The sequence below is a fragment of the Noviherbaspirillum humi genome, assembly GCF_900188095.1.
GTDB classification, from domain to species: Bacteria; Pseudomonadota; Gammaproteobacteria; order Burkholderiales; family Burkholderiaceae_D; genus Noviherbaspirillum; species Noviherbaspirillum humi.
Genome location: NZ_FZOT01000017.1, coordinates 54,805 through 68,768, shown reverse-complemented (window position 1 = coordinate 68,768; position 13,964 = coordinate 54,805). Strand labels below are relative to the sequence as shown.

At 61.4% G+C, this 13,964-nt stretch carries 14 protein-coding genes and 1 tRNA gene; 1 reads left to right on the top strand and 14 read right to left on the bottom strand.

The features are described from left to right. Nucleotides 1-14 precede the first annotated feature (14 nt). The 14 genes from nuoH to rpsO all read right to left on the bottom strand — a co-directional run bounded on the left by nuoH (nt 15) and on the right by rpsO (nt 13,288). Nucleotides 15-1,082 carry an NADH-quinone oxidoreductase subunit NuoH gene (gene nuoH / locus CHB88_RS19760; protein ID WP_089401064.1) on the bottom strand — a complete coding sequence of 356 codons (1,068 nt, stop codon included), beginning with the start codon at nt 1,080-1,082 and terminating at the stop codon, nt 15-17. Beyond that, the gene (gene nuoG, locus CHB88_RS19755) at nt 1,082-3,415 is read right to left on the bottom strand and encodes an NADH-quinone oxidoreductase subunit NuoG (protein ID WP_089401063.1); all 2,334 of its coding nucleotides are present in this window, start codon (nt 3,413-3,415) and stop codon (nt 1,082-1,084) included. Before nuoG ends, nuoH begins: the two co-directional genes overlap by 1 nt. Before the next feature lie 106 nt (nt 3,416-3,521). After that, a complete protein-coding gene (gene nuoF, locus CHB88_RS19750; RefSeq protein ID WP_089401062.1) occupies nt 3,522-4,817 on the bottom strand; it encodes an NADH-quinone oxidoreductase subunit NuoF in 1,296 nt (431 codons plus the stop codon). Then, on the bottom strand, nt 4,814-5,293 hold the full coding sequence (gene nuoE, locus CHB88_RS19745) for an NADH-quinone oxidoreductase subunit NuoE (protein WP_089401061.1): 480 nt from the start codon (nt 5,291-5,293) through the stop codon (nt 4,814-4,816). Before nuoE ends, nuoF begins: the two co-directional genes overlap by 4 nt. Nucleotides 5,294-5,319: 26 nt before the next feature. After that, a complete protein-coding gene (locus tag CHB88_RS19740; protein ID WP_089401060.1) occupies nt 5,320-6,573 on the bottom strand; it encodes an NADH-quinone oxidoreductase subunit D in 1,254 nt (417 codons plus the stop codon). Next, on the bottom strand, nt 6,573-7,169 hold the full coding sequence (locus tag CHB88_RS19735) for an NADH-quinone oxidoreductase subunit C (RefSeq protein ID WP_089401059.1): 597 nt from the start codon (nt 7,167-7,169) through the stop codon (nt 6,573-6,575). Before CHB88_RS19735 ends, CHB88_RS19740 begins: the two co-directional genes overlap by 1 nt. 17 nt (nt 7,170-7,186) lie before the next feature. Then, nucleotides 7,187-7,663, bottom strand: a complete 477-nt coding sequence (locus CHB88_RS19730; RefSeq protein WP_089401058.1) for a NuoB/complex I 20 kDa subunit family protein — start codon at nt 7,661-7,663, stop codon at nt 7,187-7,189. Between the two features lie 3 nt (nt 7,664-7,666). Next, nucleotides 7,667-8,026, bottom strand: a complete 360-nt coding sequence (locus CHB88_RS19725) for an NADH-quinone oxidoreductase subunit A (RefSeq protein WP_089401057.1) — start codon at nt 8,024-8,026, stop codon at nt 7,667-7,669. Between the two features lie 118 nt (nt 8,027-8,144). Further along, nucleotides 8,145-8,229: transfer RNA gene (locus tag CHB88_RS19720), tRNA-Leu, on the bottom strand. Nucleotides 8,230-8,315: 86 nt separating this feature from the next. Next, complete coding sequence (gene secG, locus CHB88_RS19715) at nt 8,316-8,705, bottom strand: preprotein translocase subunit SecG (protein ID WP_089401056.1); 390 nt, start codon at nt 8,703-8,705, stop codon at nt 8,316-8,318. A gap of 47 nt (nt 8,706-8,752) precedes the next feature. Then, entirely contained in the window at nt 8,753-9,502 is a 750-nt protein-coding gene (gene tpiA / locus CHB88_RS19710) for a triose-phosphate isomerase (protein ID WP_089401055.1), read from the bottom strand. Nucleotides 9,503-9,612: 110 nt separating this feature from the next. After that, on the bottom strand, nt 9,613-10,596 hold the full coding sequence (locus tag CHB88_RS19705) for an NAD(P)H-quinone oxidoreductase (protein ID WP_089401054.1): 984 nt from the start codon (nt 10,594-10,596) through the stop codon (nt 9,613-9,615). Nucleotides 10,597-10,710: 114 nt separating this feature from the next. After that, nucleotides 10,711-12,834 (bottom strand): polyribonucleotide nucleotidyltransferase, encoded by a 2,124-nt coding sequence (gene pnp / locus CHB88_RS19700; RefSeq protein WP_089401053.1) that lies wholly within the window; start codon nt 12,832-12,834, stop codon nt 10,711-10,713. A 184-nt stretch (nt 12,835-13,018) separates the two neighbouring features. Further along, complete coding sequence (gene rpsO, locus CHB88_RS19695) at nt 13,019-13,288, bottom strand: 30S ribosomal protein S15 (RefSeq protein WP_089401052.1); 270 nt, start codon at nt 13,286-13,288, stop codon at nt 13,019-13,021. Between the two features lie 160 nt (nt 13,289-13,448). Here rpsO and CHB88_RS19690 point away from each other — a divergent pair, with 160 nt between their 5' ends. Beyond that, on the top strand, nt 13,449-13,958 hold the full coding sequence (locus CHB88_RS19690) for a hypothetical protein (RefSeq protein ID WP_089401051.1): 510 nt from the start codon (nt 13,449-13,451) through the stop codon (nt 13,956-13,958). Nucleotides 13,959-13,964 lie beyond the last annotated feature (6 nt).

Below are 13,964 nucleotides of genomic sequence, written 5' to 3'. Positions count from 1 at the left end.
CTTAGCCTCTTCTCTTACTTCCAGATATTCCAAGGAGACTGAATCCAGCCTGCGACGATGAGCAGATAGGCGAGGGTCAGCGGAATGAACACCTTCCAGCCGAGACGCATGATCTGGTCATAGCGGTAACGCGGAAACGAAGCGCGCGCCCAGATGAACAGCGACACCACGAAGAACGCCTTGATGCCGAGCCAGATCCAGCCCGGGATGAAATCCAGGAAGCTGAAAGGCGCCGCCCAGCCGCCGAGGAACATGATCGACGCCAGGGTTGAAATCAGGATCATGTTGGCGTATTCGGCCAGGAAGAACATGGCAAACGACATGCCGGAGTACTCCACCATGTGGCCGGCCACGATTTCCGACTCCCCTTCCACCACGTCGAACGGGTGCCGGTTGGTCTCGGCGATGCCGGAGATCACGTAGATCACGAAGATCGGCAGCAGCGGCAGCCAGTTCCACGACAGGAAGGTAAGGCCCTTGTCGGCGAAAAAGCCGCGGTTCTGGATATTGACAATGTCGGTCAGGTTCAGGCTGCCCGATACCATCAACACGATCACCAGGGCGAAACCCATCGCGATTTCATAGGACACCATCTGCGCCGATGCACGCATCGCGCCGAGGAAAGCGTACTTCGAGTTGGAAGCCCAGCCGGCAATGATCACGCCGTACACTTCCATCGAGGTGATGGCCATGACGAACAGCAGACCGGCATTGACGTTGGCCAGCACGTGGTCCGGGCCGAACGGCACCACGGCCCAGGCAGCCAGCGCCGGCATGATGGTCATGATAGGTGCGATCACGAACAGCGCCTTGTTGGCGCGTGCCGGGACCACGATTTCCTTGAGCAGCAGCTTGAGCGCATCGGCGATCGGCTGCAGCAGGCCGGCCGGGCCGACGCGATTCGGGCCGAGGCGGATGTGCATCCAGCCGATCATCTTCCGTTCCCACAGCGTCAGGTACGCGACGCACCCCATCAGCGGCAGGACGATGGCGACGATCTTGATCAGGTTCCACAGCGCTGGCCAGAAGAAGCCGAACACACTCTGGCCGCCGGCCTGAATGGTCGTAAACAGCTGATCCATTATGCTTTCTCCACAGTGATCGGGCCGAACATCGCGCCCAGCGATGCGGTGCTCGGATGGCCGGCCGCGACGCGCACGACATTGACCGGCAAGCCGGCATCGACGCCGGCAGGAAGACGCGCCACACCGCCGCCCTGCTTCACCGTCACCATGTCGCCTTCGGCAACGCCCAGCTTTTGCGCCAGCAGCGGTGCAATCCAGGCCTTCGGCGCCAGCGCATCTGCAGTCTGCTGAAGTGCGTTCGCGCGGCGCACGATGGCGTCCGAGAAGTAGATCGGGACATCGGCAACGCGCTCGAGATCCGCCTCCTGGGTGGAGACATGCTTCAAGCCGCCTTCGACGCGATTGTTCAGGCGGGAAGTCAGGTCGACTTCTGCCAGGTTCTTCGTGCCGAGGATGTCGGCGCGGACCTGCTCCGAGGTCTCGTATTCGAAGCCGTCGAGGCCCAGCAGGTTGCCGAGCACGCGCAGCACCTTCCAGCCCGGACGGGTATCCCCGAGCGGCTTGGTGGCGCCGTTGAAGCTCTGCACCCTGCCCTCTGCGCTGACGAACGTACCGGCGGTTTCGGAGAACGGCGCGATCGGCAGCAGCACGTCGGCGTGCTCGGCACCATGCTGGTACGGCGACATGACGACCACCATCTCAGCCTGGGCCAGGGCTGCACGGGCCGCTTGCGGATTGGCGGTGTCGAGTTCCGGCTCCAGGTGCATCAGCACATAGGCCTTGCGCGGCTGGGCGAAGGCTTGCTGCGCGTTGGCGCCCTTGCCCGGCACGGCATTGGCGATATAGCCGCCGACGGTGTTGGCTGCCTCGGTGAGGTAACCGAACTTGGCGCCGGTGTTGTCGGCGATCCATTGTGCGGCGGCATGGATCTGTGAAGCCTGTGGATGAGATGCGGCGGCGTTGCCGAGCAGGATGCCGCGCGGCTCGCCCGACAGCAGATTGTCGGCCAGGGCCCGGGATTGCTGGGACGGCTGAACGCTTTCGAAACCGGCCGGAATGCCGATGTTCTTCGTCTGGGCAACGGCGACGACCACTTCCTGCAGCACGTTTAGCCAGCCGGATGGTGCATGCACCATCTTGCTCGCCATCGGCATCAGCCAGTCGTCGTCGTTGCTGACGAGGGCGCTGACCTTGGTGCCGCGTTTGATCGACTGGCGCAGGCGCAGCGCCAGCAGCGGATGATCCTTGCGCAGGTTCGAGCCGATGATGAAGACGCGCTTCAGCGCCGAGAAGTCGGCGATCGACATGCCGAGCCACGGAACGATCTTGCCATCCATGGCGAAGTCGGACTGGCGCAGGCGGAAGTCGACGTTGTCGGAACCGATGCCGCGCATGACTTTCTGCAGCAGACCGAGTTCTTCAAGCGTCGCATACGGCGCAGCCAGGGCGGCGATGGAATCGGCGCCATGCTCGTGGCGGATGTTGCGCAGGCCGTGAGCGACGTATTCGAGCGCGGTCTGCCAATCGGTTTCGTGCCATTGGCCGCCCTGCTTGATCATCGGCCGGGTCAGGCGGTCGTCGGTGTTGAGACCTTCGTAGGAGAATCTGTCGCGGTCAGACAGCCAGCATTCGTTGACCTCTTCGTTTTCGAAGGGCAGCACGCGCATGACCTTGTTGTTCTTGACCTGAACGATGAGGTTGGTGCCGAGGCTGTCGTGCGGGCTCACCGACTTGCGGCGGGACAGTTCCCACTGGCGCGCGGTGTAGCGGAACGGCTTGGAGGTGAGCGCACCGACCGGACACAGGTCGATCATGTTGCCCGACAGCTCGGAGCTGACCGTCTTGTTGACGAAGGTGGTGATCTCGGAGTGCTCGCCGCGATTCAGCATGCCGAATTCCATCACGCCTGCCAGTTCCTGGCCGAAGCGGACGCAGCGGGTGCAGTGAATGCAGCGAGCCATTTCGCGCATGGAGATCAGCGGACCGGCATCCTTGGGCGCCACCACGCGCTTCTCTTCCGCATAACGGGAAGAAGAAGGACCGTAGCCGACGGCCAGGTCTTGCAGCTGGCATTCGCCGCCCTGGTCGCAGATCGGGCAATCCAGCGGGTGGTTGATGAGCAGGAACTCCATCACGCCCTTCTGGGCCTTGATCGCCTTGTCGCTCGCAGTGCGCACGATCATGCCGTTGGTGACCGGCGTGGCGCAGGCAGGCAGCGGCTTCGGGGCCTTCTCGACCTCGACCAGGCACATGCGGCAGTTGGCCGCGATGGACAGCTTCTTGTGATAGCAGAAATGCGGAATGTACGTGCCGAGCTTGTTGGCAGCGTCCATCACCATGCTGCCTTCCTGCACGTCCACTTTCTTGCCGTCTATTTCGATTTCAATCATGTCTTGGATCTCGTTTCACTCTCTCCCGATCGGGAATATCCGAGGAAAGGGTTCTCGATACAACCTGGCCCCTCTCCTCGCCTTCCCTCTCGCAAGAGGAATGACATTAAACGTAAGCCGGTACGAGGCAGCGCTTGTTCTCGATGTGGTACTCGAACTCGTCGCGGAAATTCTTGATCATCGCGCGGACCGGCATCGCTGCTGCATCGCCCAGCGCGCAAATCGTGCGACCCTGAATGTTGTCGGCGATGGAATTCAGCATGTCCAGGTCATCCGCCCTGCCCTGGCCGTGCTCGATGCGGTGAACCATCCGGTACAGCCAGCCGGTGCCTTCGCGGCACGGGGTGCACTGGCCGCACGATTCCTCGTAATAAAAGTAGGACAGGCGCAGCAGCGATTTCACCATGCAGCGAGTCTCGTCCATGACGATCACTGCGCCGGAACCAAGCATGGAGCCGGCCTTGGCGATGGAGTCATAGTCCATGTCGGTCTGCATCATCACGTCGCCGGTCAGCACCGGCATGGAGGATCCACCGGGAATCACCGCCTTGATCTTCTTGCCGTCACGCATGCCGCCGGCGAGCTCCAGCAGCGTCGCGAACGGCGTGCCGAGCGGCACTTCATAATTACCGGGTCGGGCGACGTCGCCGGACATCGAGAAGATCTTGGTGCCGCCGTTGTTCGGCTTGCCGAGCGCGGCATAGGCTTCACCGCCCATGCGCAGCACGAACGGTACCGCTGCAAAGGTCTCGGTGTTGTTGATGGTGGTGGGCTTGCCGTAAAGTCCGAAGCTGGCTGGGAAAGGTGGCTTGAAGCGCGGCTGTCCCTTCTTGCCCTCGATCGACTCCAGCAGCGCGGTTTCCTCGCCACAGATATAGGCGCCGTAGCCATGGAAGGCATGCAGCTGGAAGCTGAAATCGCTGCCCATGATGCGGTCGCCCAGATAACCGGCGGCGCGCGCCTCGTCGATCGCTTCCTCGAAGCGCTGGTACTCGGCCCAGATTTCGCCGTGGATGTAGTTGTAGCCGACGGTGATCCCCATGGCGTACGCACCGATGGCCATGCCCTCGATCAGCGCATGCGGGTTGTAGCGGATGATGTCGCGGTCCTTGAAGGTGCCCGGCTCGCCTTCGTCGGTATTGCAGACGAGGTATTTCTGGCCCGGGAACTGGCGCGGCATGAAGCTCCACTTCAGGCCGGTGGGAAAGCCGGCTCCGCCACGGCCGCGCAGCGAAGAAGCCTTCAGCTCGGCAATCACCTGCTCCGGCGGAATCTTTTCGTCCAGGATGCGCTTCAGCGCTTCGTAGCCGCCGCGCTTGACGTAGTCAGACAGGTGCCAGTTGGACCCGTCCAGGTCCGCCAGAATCAGCGGCTTGATGTGACGGTTGTGCAGACTGGTCATTTCTTCACTTCCTCCAGCAGCGCATCGATGCGTTCATCGGTCATGAAGCTGCACATGCGCTTGTTGTTTACCAGCATGACCGGCGCATCGCCGCAGGCGCCCATGCACTCACCTTCGACAAGTGTGATTTGGCCGTCCGGCGTGGTTTCCTTGTAGTCGATGCCGAGCTTTTCCTTGAGATAGGCAGCCGCCTTTTCACCGCCCGACAGCGCGCACGGCAGGTTGGTGCAGACCGAAATCTTCACCTTGCCGACCGGCTTGGTATCGAACATGTTGTAGAAGGTGGCGACTTCCTGCACCGCGATCGGTGGCATGCCGATGTAGCGTGCGACGTCTTCCATGACTTCCGGCGCCAGCCAGCCCTTTTCATCCTGGGCGATGGCGAGCGCGGCCATGACCGCCGACTGCCGCTGGTCCGCCGGAAATTTCGCGAGCTCGCGATCGATTTTTCTGTAAGCCTGCTCTGATAACAGCATTCTTTATGCCTCTATGCTCGACCGCATCAGCGGTCGATTTCGCCAAAAACGATGTCCTGCGTGCCGATGATGGTGACGGCATCGGCGATCATGTGGCCTTTCGCCATTTCGTCCAGCCCCTGGAGGTGAGCGAAGCCAGGCGCGCGGATCTTGATGCGGTACGGCTTGTTGGCGCCGTCGGACACCATGTAGATGCCGAACTCGCCCTTCGGATGCTCGACCGCGGCATAAGCCTCGCCGGGCGGAATGTGGAAGCCTTCGCTGAACAGCTTGAAGTGGTGGATCAGCTCTTCCATGTTCGATTTCATGCCGACGCGATCCGGCGGCGCCACCTTGTGGTTGTCGGTGATCACCGGGCCGGGGTTGTTGCGCAGCCATTCGATGCACTGCTTGATAATGCGGTTCGACTGGCGCATCTCTTCCACGCGGACGAGGTAGCGGTCGTAGCAGTCGCCGTTCACGCCCACCGGGATGTCGAAGTCGAGCAGGTCGTAGACCTCATAGGGCTGCTTCTTGCGCAGATCCCAGGGGATGCCGGAGCCGCGCAGCATAGGGCCGGTGAAGCCCATCGCCTTGGCGCGCTCAGGCGAAACGACGCCGACGCCAACCAGGCGCTGCTTCCAGATCCGGTTGTCGGTCAGCAGGGTTTCATACTCGTCGACGTAGCCCGGGAAGCGGTTGGTGAAGTCTTCGATGAAGTCCAGCAGCGAACCCTGACGCGTTTCGTTGAGCTCGCGGATGGCTTTCTCGCTGCGCACAGACGACGGCTTGTACTGCGGCATGGCGTCTGGCAGGTCGCGATAGACGCCGCCCGGACGATAATAGGCTGCATGCATGCGGGCGCCGGAAACGGCCTCGTAGCAATCCATCAGATCTTCGCGCTCGCGGAAGGCGTACAGGAACACCGCCATTGCACCGACGTCTAGCGCGTGCGCGCCGATCCACAGGAGGTGGTTCAGCAGGCGGGTGATCTCGTCGAACATGACGCGGATGTACTGGGCGCGCAGCGGCACTTCGAGATTGAGCAGCTTCTCGATCGCGAGCACGTAGGCGTGCTCGTTGCACATCATGGAGACGTAGTCGAGACGGTCCATGTAGGGCAAGGCCTGGATGTAGGACTTGTGCTCGGCCAGCTTTTCGGTCGCCCGATGCAGCAGACCGATGTGCGGGTCGGCGCGCTGGATGACCTCGCCGTCCAGCTCCAGCACCAGGCGCAACACGCCGTGCGCTGCCGGATGCTGCGGACCGAAGTTCAGGGTGTAATTCTTGATCTCTGCCATTATTTCATTCCGTACTTGTCTTCGCGGATGACCCTCGGGATGTTCTCGCGCGGCTCGATCGTCACCGGCTGATAGATCACCCGCTTCTGCTCGGGGTCATAGCGCATTTCGACGTAGCCCGACACCGGGAAGTCCTTGCGGAAGGGATGGCCGATGAAGCCGTAGTCGGTCAGGATGCGACGCAGGTCGGTGTGGCCTTCGAACAGGATGCCAAACAAGTCGAACGCCTCGCGCTCGTACCAGTTGGCGGTCGGCCATATGTCCACCAGAGAGGACACCACGGGCATGTCGTCATCCGGCGCGAACACGCGCACCCGCAGGCGCCAGTTGTGCTCAACGGAAAGCAAGTGATTCACCACGGCGAAGCGCGGGCCGTCCCAGGCGCCATCGGCGTAGGTTGAGTAGTCGACGCCGCACAGGTCGATCAGCTCGTCGAAGCGCAAGCCGGCGTCGTCCCGCAGGGTGCGCATCACGGACAGATAATCCGCCGCCTTCACGACCAGCGTCAGCTCGCCGAACGCCGATTCGAGGCTTTGGACATGATCGCCAAGCGTGTTGCGCAGGACGGATTCAAGCGTTTCAAGTTTCGTTGTCATATTCTGCAAAACCGTCTTTAGCGCGCGATCGTGTTGGTGCGACGGATCTTGTTCTGCAGCTGCATGATGCCGTACAGCAAAGCCTCGGCAGTCGGCGGGCAGCCCGGAACGTAGACGTCGACCGGAACGATGCGGTCGCAGCCGCGCACCACCGAATACGAGTAGTGGTAATAGCCGCCGCCATTGGCGCAGGATCCCATGGAAATGACCCAGCGCGGCTCAGCCATCTGGTCGTACACCTTGCGCAGCGCGGGCGCCATCTTGTTGCACAGCGTGCCGGCAACGATCATTACGTCGGACTGGCGCGGCGACGGACGGAACACGATGCCGAAACGGTCGAGGTCATAGCGCGACGCGCCTGCATGCATCATCTCGACCGCGCAGCAAGCCAAGCCGAACGTCATCGGCCAGAGAGAACCAGTGCGGGTCCAGTTGATCAGCTTGTCCGCAGTGGTAGTGATGAAACCTTCGTTTAATACGCCTTCAATAGACATGACTTACTCCCAATCCAGGGCACCCTTTTTCCAGATGTACCAGAAGCCGACGATGAACTCGACGATGAATACCAACATGGTGACGAAACCTTGCCAACCAAGGTCTCGCATCGCCACGCCCCAGGGGAAGAAGAATGCGGTCTCCAGATCGAACAGGATGAAAAGAATGGCAACCAGGTAGTAGCGCACGTCGAACTTCATGCGCGCGTCCTCGAAGGCCTCGAAGCCGCACTCGTACGGCGACAGCTTTGCCGTATCCGGCTTGTGCGGAGCGAGCACGCGACCGAGAACTTGAGGAACGACGCCGACGCCGATCCCTACCAGGATGAAGAGAAGAATGGGGAAATAGTTTTCGAGGTTCACGGCCGGAAGCAGATAAGTTCAAGATTCAGTTGCAGGAGAGCGCAACGGGATTGCCCAACAAGCAACGCATCCTCGACAAAAAGCCAGCTCAGGTATCCCCTTGCTGGCTTCGTCAGATTGGTGCCGACGGCGAGACTCGAACTCGCACAGCTTGCGCCACTACCCCCTCAAGATAGCGTGTCTACCAATTTCACCACGTCGGCAATAGCCCGTTATTGTACTCCGTTTCCCTGAATTTGTTCAATGCACAATTGCAATCATCCAGGGGTGTTTCAGAGGGAAAAAGCGCTTATTTCGGGATCTGGTTGGCCGGTTCGTTTGCGCCTGCACCAGGGGCCGGAGCGGGAACGTCGCCCTGCTTCGCCGGTGCTGCAGGCGTCTGTGCGGCGGGCGTCGGAGCGGCTTTCAGATTGTCCATGACACCGGCTCCCGAACCCGAGGGACGGTTGCCGATGAAAGCCAGCGCCAGCGTCGCGGCGAAGAAAACAGCGGCGGCGATGGCGGTCGACTTCGAGAGGAAATTCGAGGAACCGCTGGCGCCAAAGAGGCTGCCGGAGGCGCCGGAGCCGAAGGCGGCGCCCATGTCGGCGCCCTTGCCGTGCTGAAGCAGCACCAGGCCGATGATGGCCAGCGCCGAGATGACTTGAACGATGACGATGATGGTGAACATGGCGTTCATGAAAATGATCCGTTTCTGGTTGATGGCAAGCGCGCTGCTGCCGGATGTTAGGACGCGGCCCTGATGATGGCCAGGAAGTCGGATGCCTTGAGGGCAGCACCGCCGATCAGTCCGCCATCAATGTCCGCCATGCGCAGCAGGTCTGCCGCGTTGTCGGGCTTCATGCTGCCGCCGTACAGGATCTGCACCTTTTCCGCCGCGGCCGGGCTCTTTGCGGCGAGGCGCTTGCGCAGCAAGGCATGCACTTCTTGCGCCATGTCCGGCGTTGCGGTCTTGCCGGTGCCGATGGCCCATACCGGCTCATACGCAATGACGATGTTCGCGAGATCGTCGGCGCTCAGGACCGCCATCACCGCATCGAGCTGGCGGCCGACGACTGCGGCCGTCTGGCCTGCCTCGCGCTCGGACAACAGTTCCCCGACGCAGACGATCGGCACGAGGCCCGAGCGCAACGCGCGCGCCGTTTTGGCGGCCACGGCGTCATCGCTTTCGCCGTGATAGCTGCGGCGCTCGGAGTGACCGACGATCACATACTTCGCGCCGAAATCGCGCAGCATCGACGCCGATACTTCGCCGGTATAGGCTCCGGACTCATGCACCGACAGATCCTGTCCGCCCCAGCCGATCAGCGTGGCCGACAGGCTGTCGCGACATTGAGCGAGATAAGGGGCGGGAACACAAACTGCCACGTCGCAGTTCGCCTGTCCGATTTCTTCTTTGATGCCGTTGAGCAGCGCCTGGTTTCCAGACAGGCTGCCATTCATTTTCCAATTGCCGGCGATGAGTTTGCGTCGCATAGGAGCCTAGAATTAAATAACCCTCGATTCTAGCGCGTCGCCCTATACGCGGTCAAACCGCAAGGTCGTGCCAACCATGAGGCGCTGCGGATGAAACCGGATGTCGATGCTCAGTCGGCAACCGAAAGCATTATCTTTCCGACATGGGCACTACTCTCCATGAGCGCATGGGCCTCCGCCGCTTCTTCCAGCTTGAAAACACGATGGATCACTGGCTTGATGGCCCCGGATTCGAGCAGCGGCCAGACCTTCTGCCGCAGGTTATCGGCGATCGCCGCCTTGAACGGGACCGGTCGCGGCCGCAGCGTGGAGCCGGTAATGGTCAGTCGACGGCGAAGCACTTGGCTGGCATCGATCTGCGCCTTGGCGCCGCCGAGCAGCGCGATGATGACGATGCGGCCATCGTCAGCCAGGCAGCCGATTTCCTTCGGCAGATAATCGCCGGCCACCATGTCCAGGATGACATCCACACCCTTGCCGCCGGTCAGTTGCTTCGCCACGTCGGCGAAATCCTCGGTTCGGTAATTGATGCCCCGCTCCGCACCCAGGGCTTCACAGGCCCGGCACTTCTCATCGGACCCTGCGGTGGCGAAGACCCGATGTCCCATCGCCCGCGCCATTTGTATCGCCGTTACGCCGATGCCGGAGGTTCCGCCTTGGACCAGCAGAGTCTCGCCTTTCGCGAGCCCGCCGCGGTCGAATACATTGCTCCACACGGTGAAAAAGGTTTCGGGCAGCGACGCCGCCTCGACCATGCTCAGACCCGCCGGCACCGGGAGGCACTGCGCCGTGGGCGCAGTGCAGTATTCGGCATATCCGCCGCCCTGCACCAAGGCGCAGACCCGGTCGCCGATCTTCAGTGACGATCCGGCGAGATCGCCGGAGACGATTTCTCCGGCCACTTCCAGGCCCGGAATATCGGAAGCACCCGGCGGGACCGGGTAATTGCCCAGCCGCTGGAATACATCGGGCCGGTTGATGCCGGCGGCATGCACCTTGATCAACACTTCGCCCGCCTTGAATTCCGGCATGGGACGATTACATGGCTGCAGCATCTCCGGACCGCCGGGCTGCTTGATTTCAATGGCTCGCATGGCTCGATGTAAGAATGAAAACCCGCATTGTATGCCGGTGCACGCGACCCTGCAGGAGCCCAAAAAAAACGCCGGGCGAACCCGGCGTTTTCATCAAAGGCGGAAGGAGGCTGCTTACTGCTGCGAGGAAGCTTCGGCCGCAGCTTCGTTCGCAGCCGCCTTCATCGACAACTTCAGGCGACCGCGTTCGTCGGTCTCGATGACCTTGACGCGCACTTGCTGGCCTTCCTTCAGGTAGTCGGCCACCGCGTTGACGCGCTCATTGGCGATCTGGCTGATGTGCAGCAGACCATCCTTGCCCGGGATCACCTGGACAATGGCGCCGAAGTCGAGCAGCTTGAGCACGGTGCCGTCATAGGTCTTGCCCACTTCGACAGTCGCGGTCAACTCTTCGATGCGGCGCTTGGCTTCCTGGCCGGCAGCGGCATCAACAGAAGCGATGGTGACCACGCCTTCGTCGGTGATGTCGATCTGGGTGCCGGTTTCCTCGGTCAGCGCGCGAATCACGGCGCCGCCCTTGCCGATCACGTCACGGATCTTCTCGGGATTGATCTTCATGGTGATCAGGCGCGGCGCGAAGTCCGACAGCTCGACGTTACCCACAGGCATGGCTTCCTGCATCTTCGCCAGGATGTGCATGCGGCCTTCCTTGGCCTGGGCCAGCGCGACCTGCATGATTTCCTTGGTGATGCCCTGGATCTTGATGTCCATCTGCAGCGCGGTGATGCCATTCGCGGTACCCGCAACCTTGAAGTCCATGTCGCCGAGGTGGTCTTCGTCGCCCAGGATGTCGGTCAGGACGGCGAACTTGTTGCCTTCCTTGATCAGACCCATGGCGATGCCGGCGACGTGCGCCTTCATCGGCACGCCGGCATCCATCAGCGCCAGGCAGCCGCCGCAAACCGATGCCATGGAAGAGGAACCGTTCGACTCGGTAATCTCGGACACCAGGCGGATCGAGTAGCTGAACTCGCTCGGCGCCGGCAGCGCGGCCTGCAGCGCGCGCTTGGCCAGACGGCCGTGGCCGATCTCGCGGCGCTTCGGCGAACCAACGCGGCCGGTTTCGCCGGTGGCGAACGGAGGCATGTTGTAGTGAAGCATGAAGCGGTCAGAGTACTCGCCCATCAGCGCGTCGATCTTCTGCTCGTCGCGTGCGGTGCCGAGCGTAGCGATGACCAGCGCCTGGGTTTCGCCGCGGGTGAACAGCGCGGAGCCGTGGGTACGCGGCAGAACGCTGTTGCGGATGCTGATCGGGCGCACGGTGCGGGTGTCGCGGCCGTCGATGCGCGGCTCGCCTTCCAGAATCTGGGAGCGGACGATCTTCGCTTCGAGATCGAACAGGATGGAACCGACTTCGGCGGAATCCGGCGCGCCGGTACCAGCGGCTTCGGCTGCCAGGGTGGCGTTGACTTCGGCACTGACGTCTTTCAGCTTGGCGGTACGAGCCTGCTTGTCCTTGGTCTGATAGGCTTCGCGCAGCTTGCCTTCGGCCAGTTCGGTCACGCGGGCGATCAGGGTTTCATTCTTCGCCGGCGGAGCCCACTGCACTTCCGGCTTGCCGCCGTCGCGCACCAGCTCATGGATGGCGTCGATCACGACTTTCATCTGCTCATGGCCGTAGACAACGGCGCCGAGCATGACTTCCTCGGACAGCTGGTTGGCTTCGGATTCCACCATCAGCACGGCCTGCTCGGTACCTGCAACAACCAGGTCGAGTTCGGTTTTGGCGAGCTGGCTGGTGGTCGGATTCAGGACATACTGGCCATCGACATAACCTACGCGGGCGGCGCCGATCGGGCCGTTGAACGGGATGCCGGCGACGCACAGCGCGGCCGAGGTGCCGATCATGGACGGGATGTCGGGATCGATTTCCGGGTTCACCGACAACACATGGACGATGACCTGGACTTCGTTCAAATAGCCTTCGGGAAACAGCGGGCGTATCGGACGGTCGATCAAACGGGAGGTCAGCGTCTCCTTCTCGGACGGACGGCCTTCGCGCTTGAAGAAACCGCCGGGAATGCGGCCGGCCGCATAACTCTTTTCAACGTAATCGACCGTCAGGGGGAAGAAATCCTGGCCTGCTTTGGCTTCCTTGCGAGCCACTACGGTAGCCAGCACGACGGTATCTTCCACCGAGACGACCACGGCGCCGGATGCCTGACGGGCGATCTCGCCGGTTTCCAGCGTGACCTGATGCTGGCCATACTGGAAGGTTTTGGTAACTTTGTTAAACACGGTGTTTCCTTTCTTTTTTGCCGACAGAATTTCAGGCGCTGTCGTTCACCTCACCACTGACGGCTCGCCGCTCACGGCTTGCCGTCTTACATTTTCAAATTGCAAACGATAAAAAATAAAATGCCTGCATCAGCGAACTGAAGCAGGCATCCAGCTATACCGTTGAAGGCTGATAACGCAAAACTTACTTGCGCAGGCCGAGCTTTTCGATCAGGGCGCGGTAGCGGTTGGCATCCCTGCTCTTCAGATAGGCCAGCATGCTTTTGCGGCGGTTGACCATGCGGATCAGGCCGCGACGGGAATGGTGGTCCTTCAAATGAGTCTTGAAGTGGCTGTTGAGCTCGTTGATGCGAGCAGTCAGCAGCGCGACCTGCACTTCCGGGGAGCCGGTGTCGTTTTGACCGCGGCCGTTGCTCTTGATAATTTCTGCTTTGTTGATATCACCGACTGACATATTGACCTCTCACTTGCGGAGCACAGAGTTAAGCGAAGCAACCCTATGAACCGTGAACAATTAATAAAAAAACTTGGTCAAAACGACCAAGAGCGGGATTATATAGGAAACCGCCCGCCCATTCAAACCCTGATCCAACTGCTTCCTCGAAGGAAAACGCATGTCTCTCCCCATCCGCTGCGCGCCCCTTCTGTTCGTCGTCCTGCTCCACGGCTGCGCCATTCTGAATCCCACGCCGCCAGCCATGGGCGAACCAGAAGCCCAGGTGATCGGCCGGCTAGGCCAGCCGACTCACGTGTACCAGGATGGAAACGGCAAGCTCCTCGAGTACAAGACGGGCCCCTTCGGCCAGCGCACCTACATGGCTCGCATCGGCAGCGACGGTCGGCTTGCGTCATACGAGCAGGTGCTGACGAACGAGAAATTCGCCAGCATCAAGGTTGGCGAAGCGGGCAAGAACGATGTGCTGCACGCTATTGGCGCGCCGAGTGGGACATCCTATCTGTCCCTATCGGATCTAGAGGTATGGACTTATCCCTACAAGGAGAGCGGCGTCTGGAATTCGCTGATGCATGTGCACTTCGACCGCAACGGCATCGTGCAGCGGATGATGAGCGGTCCGGACCCGCGTTTCGATCCGGACCGCCGCTTCCCCTTCGGGCTGCGATGAATCGGG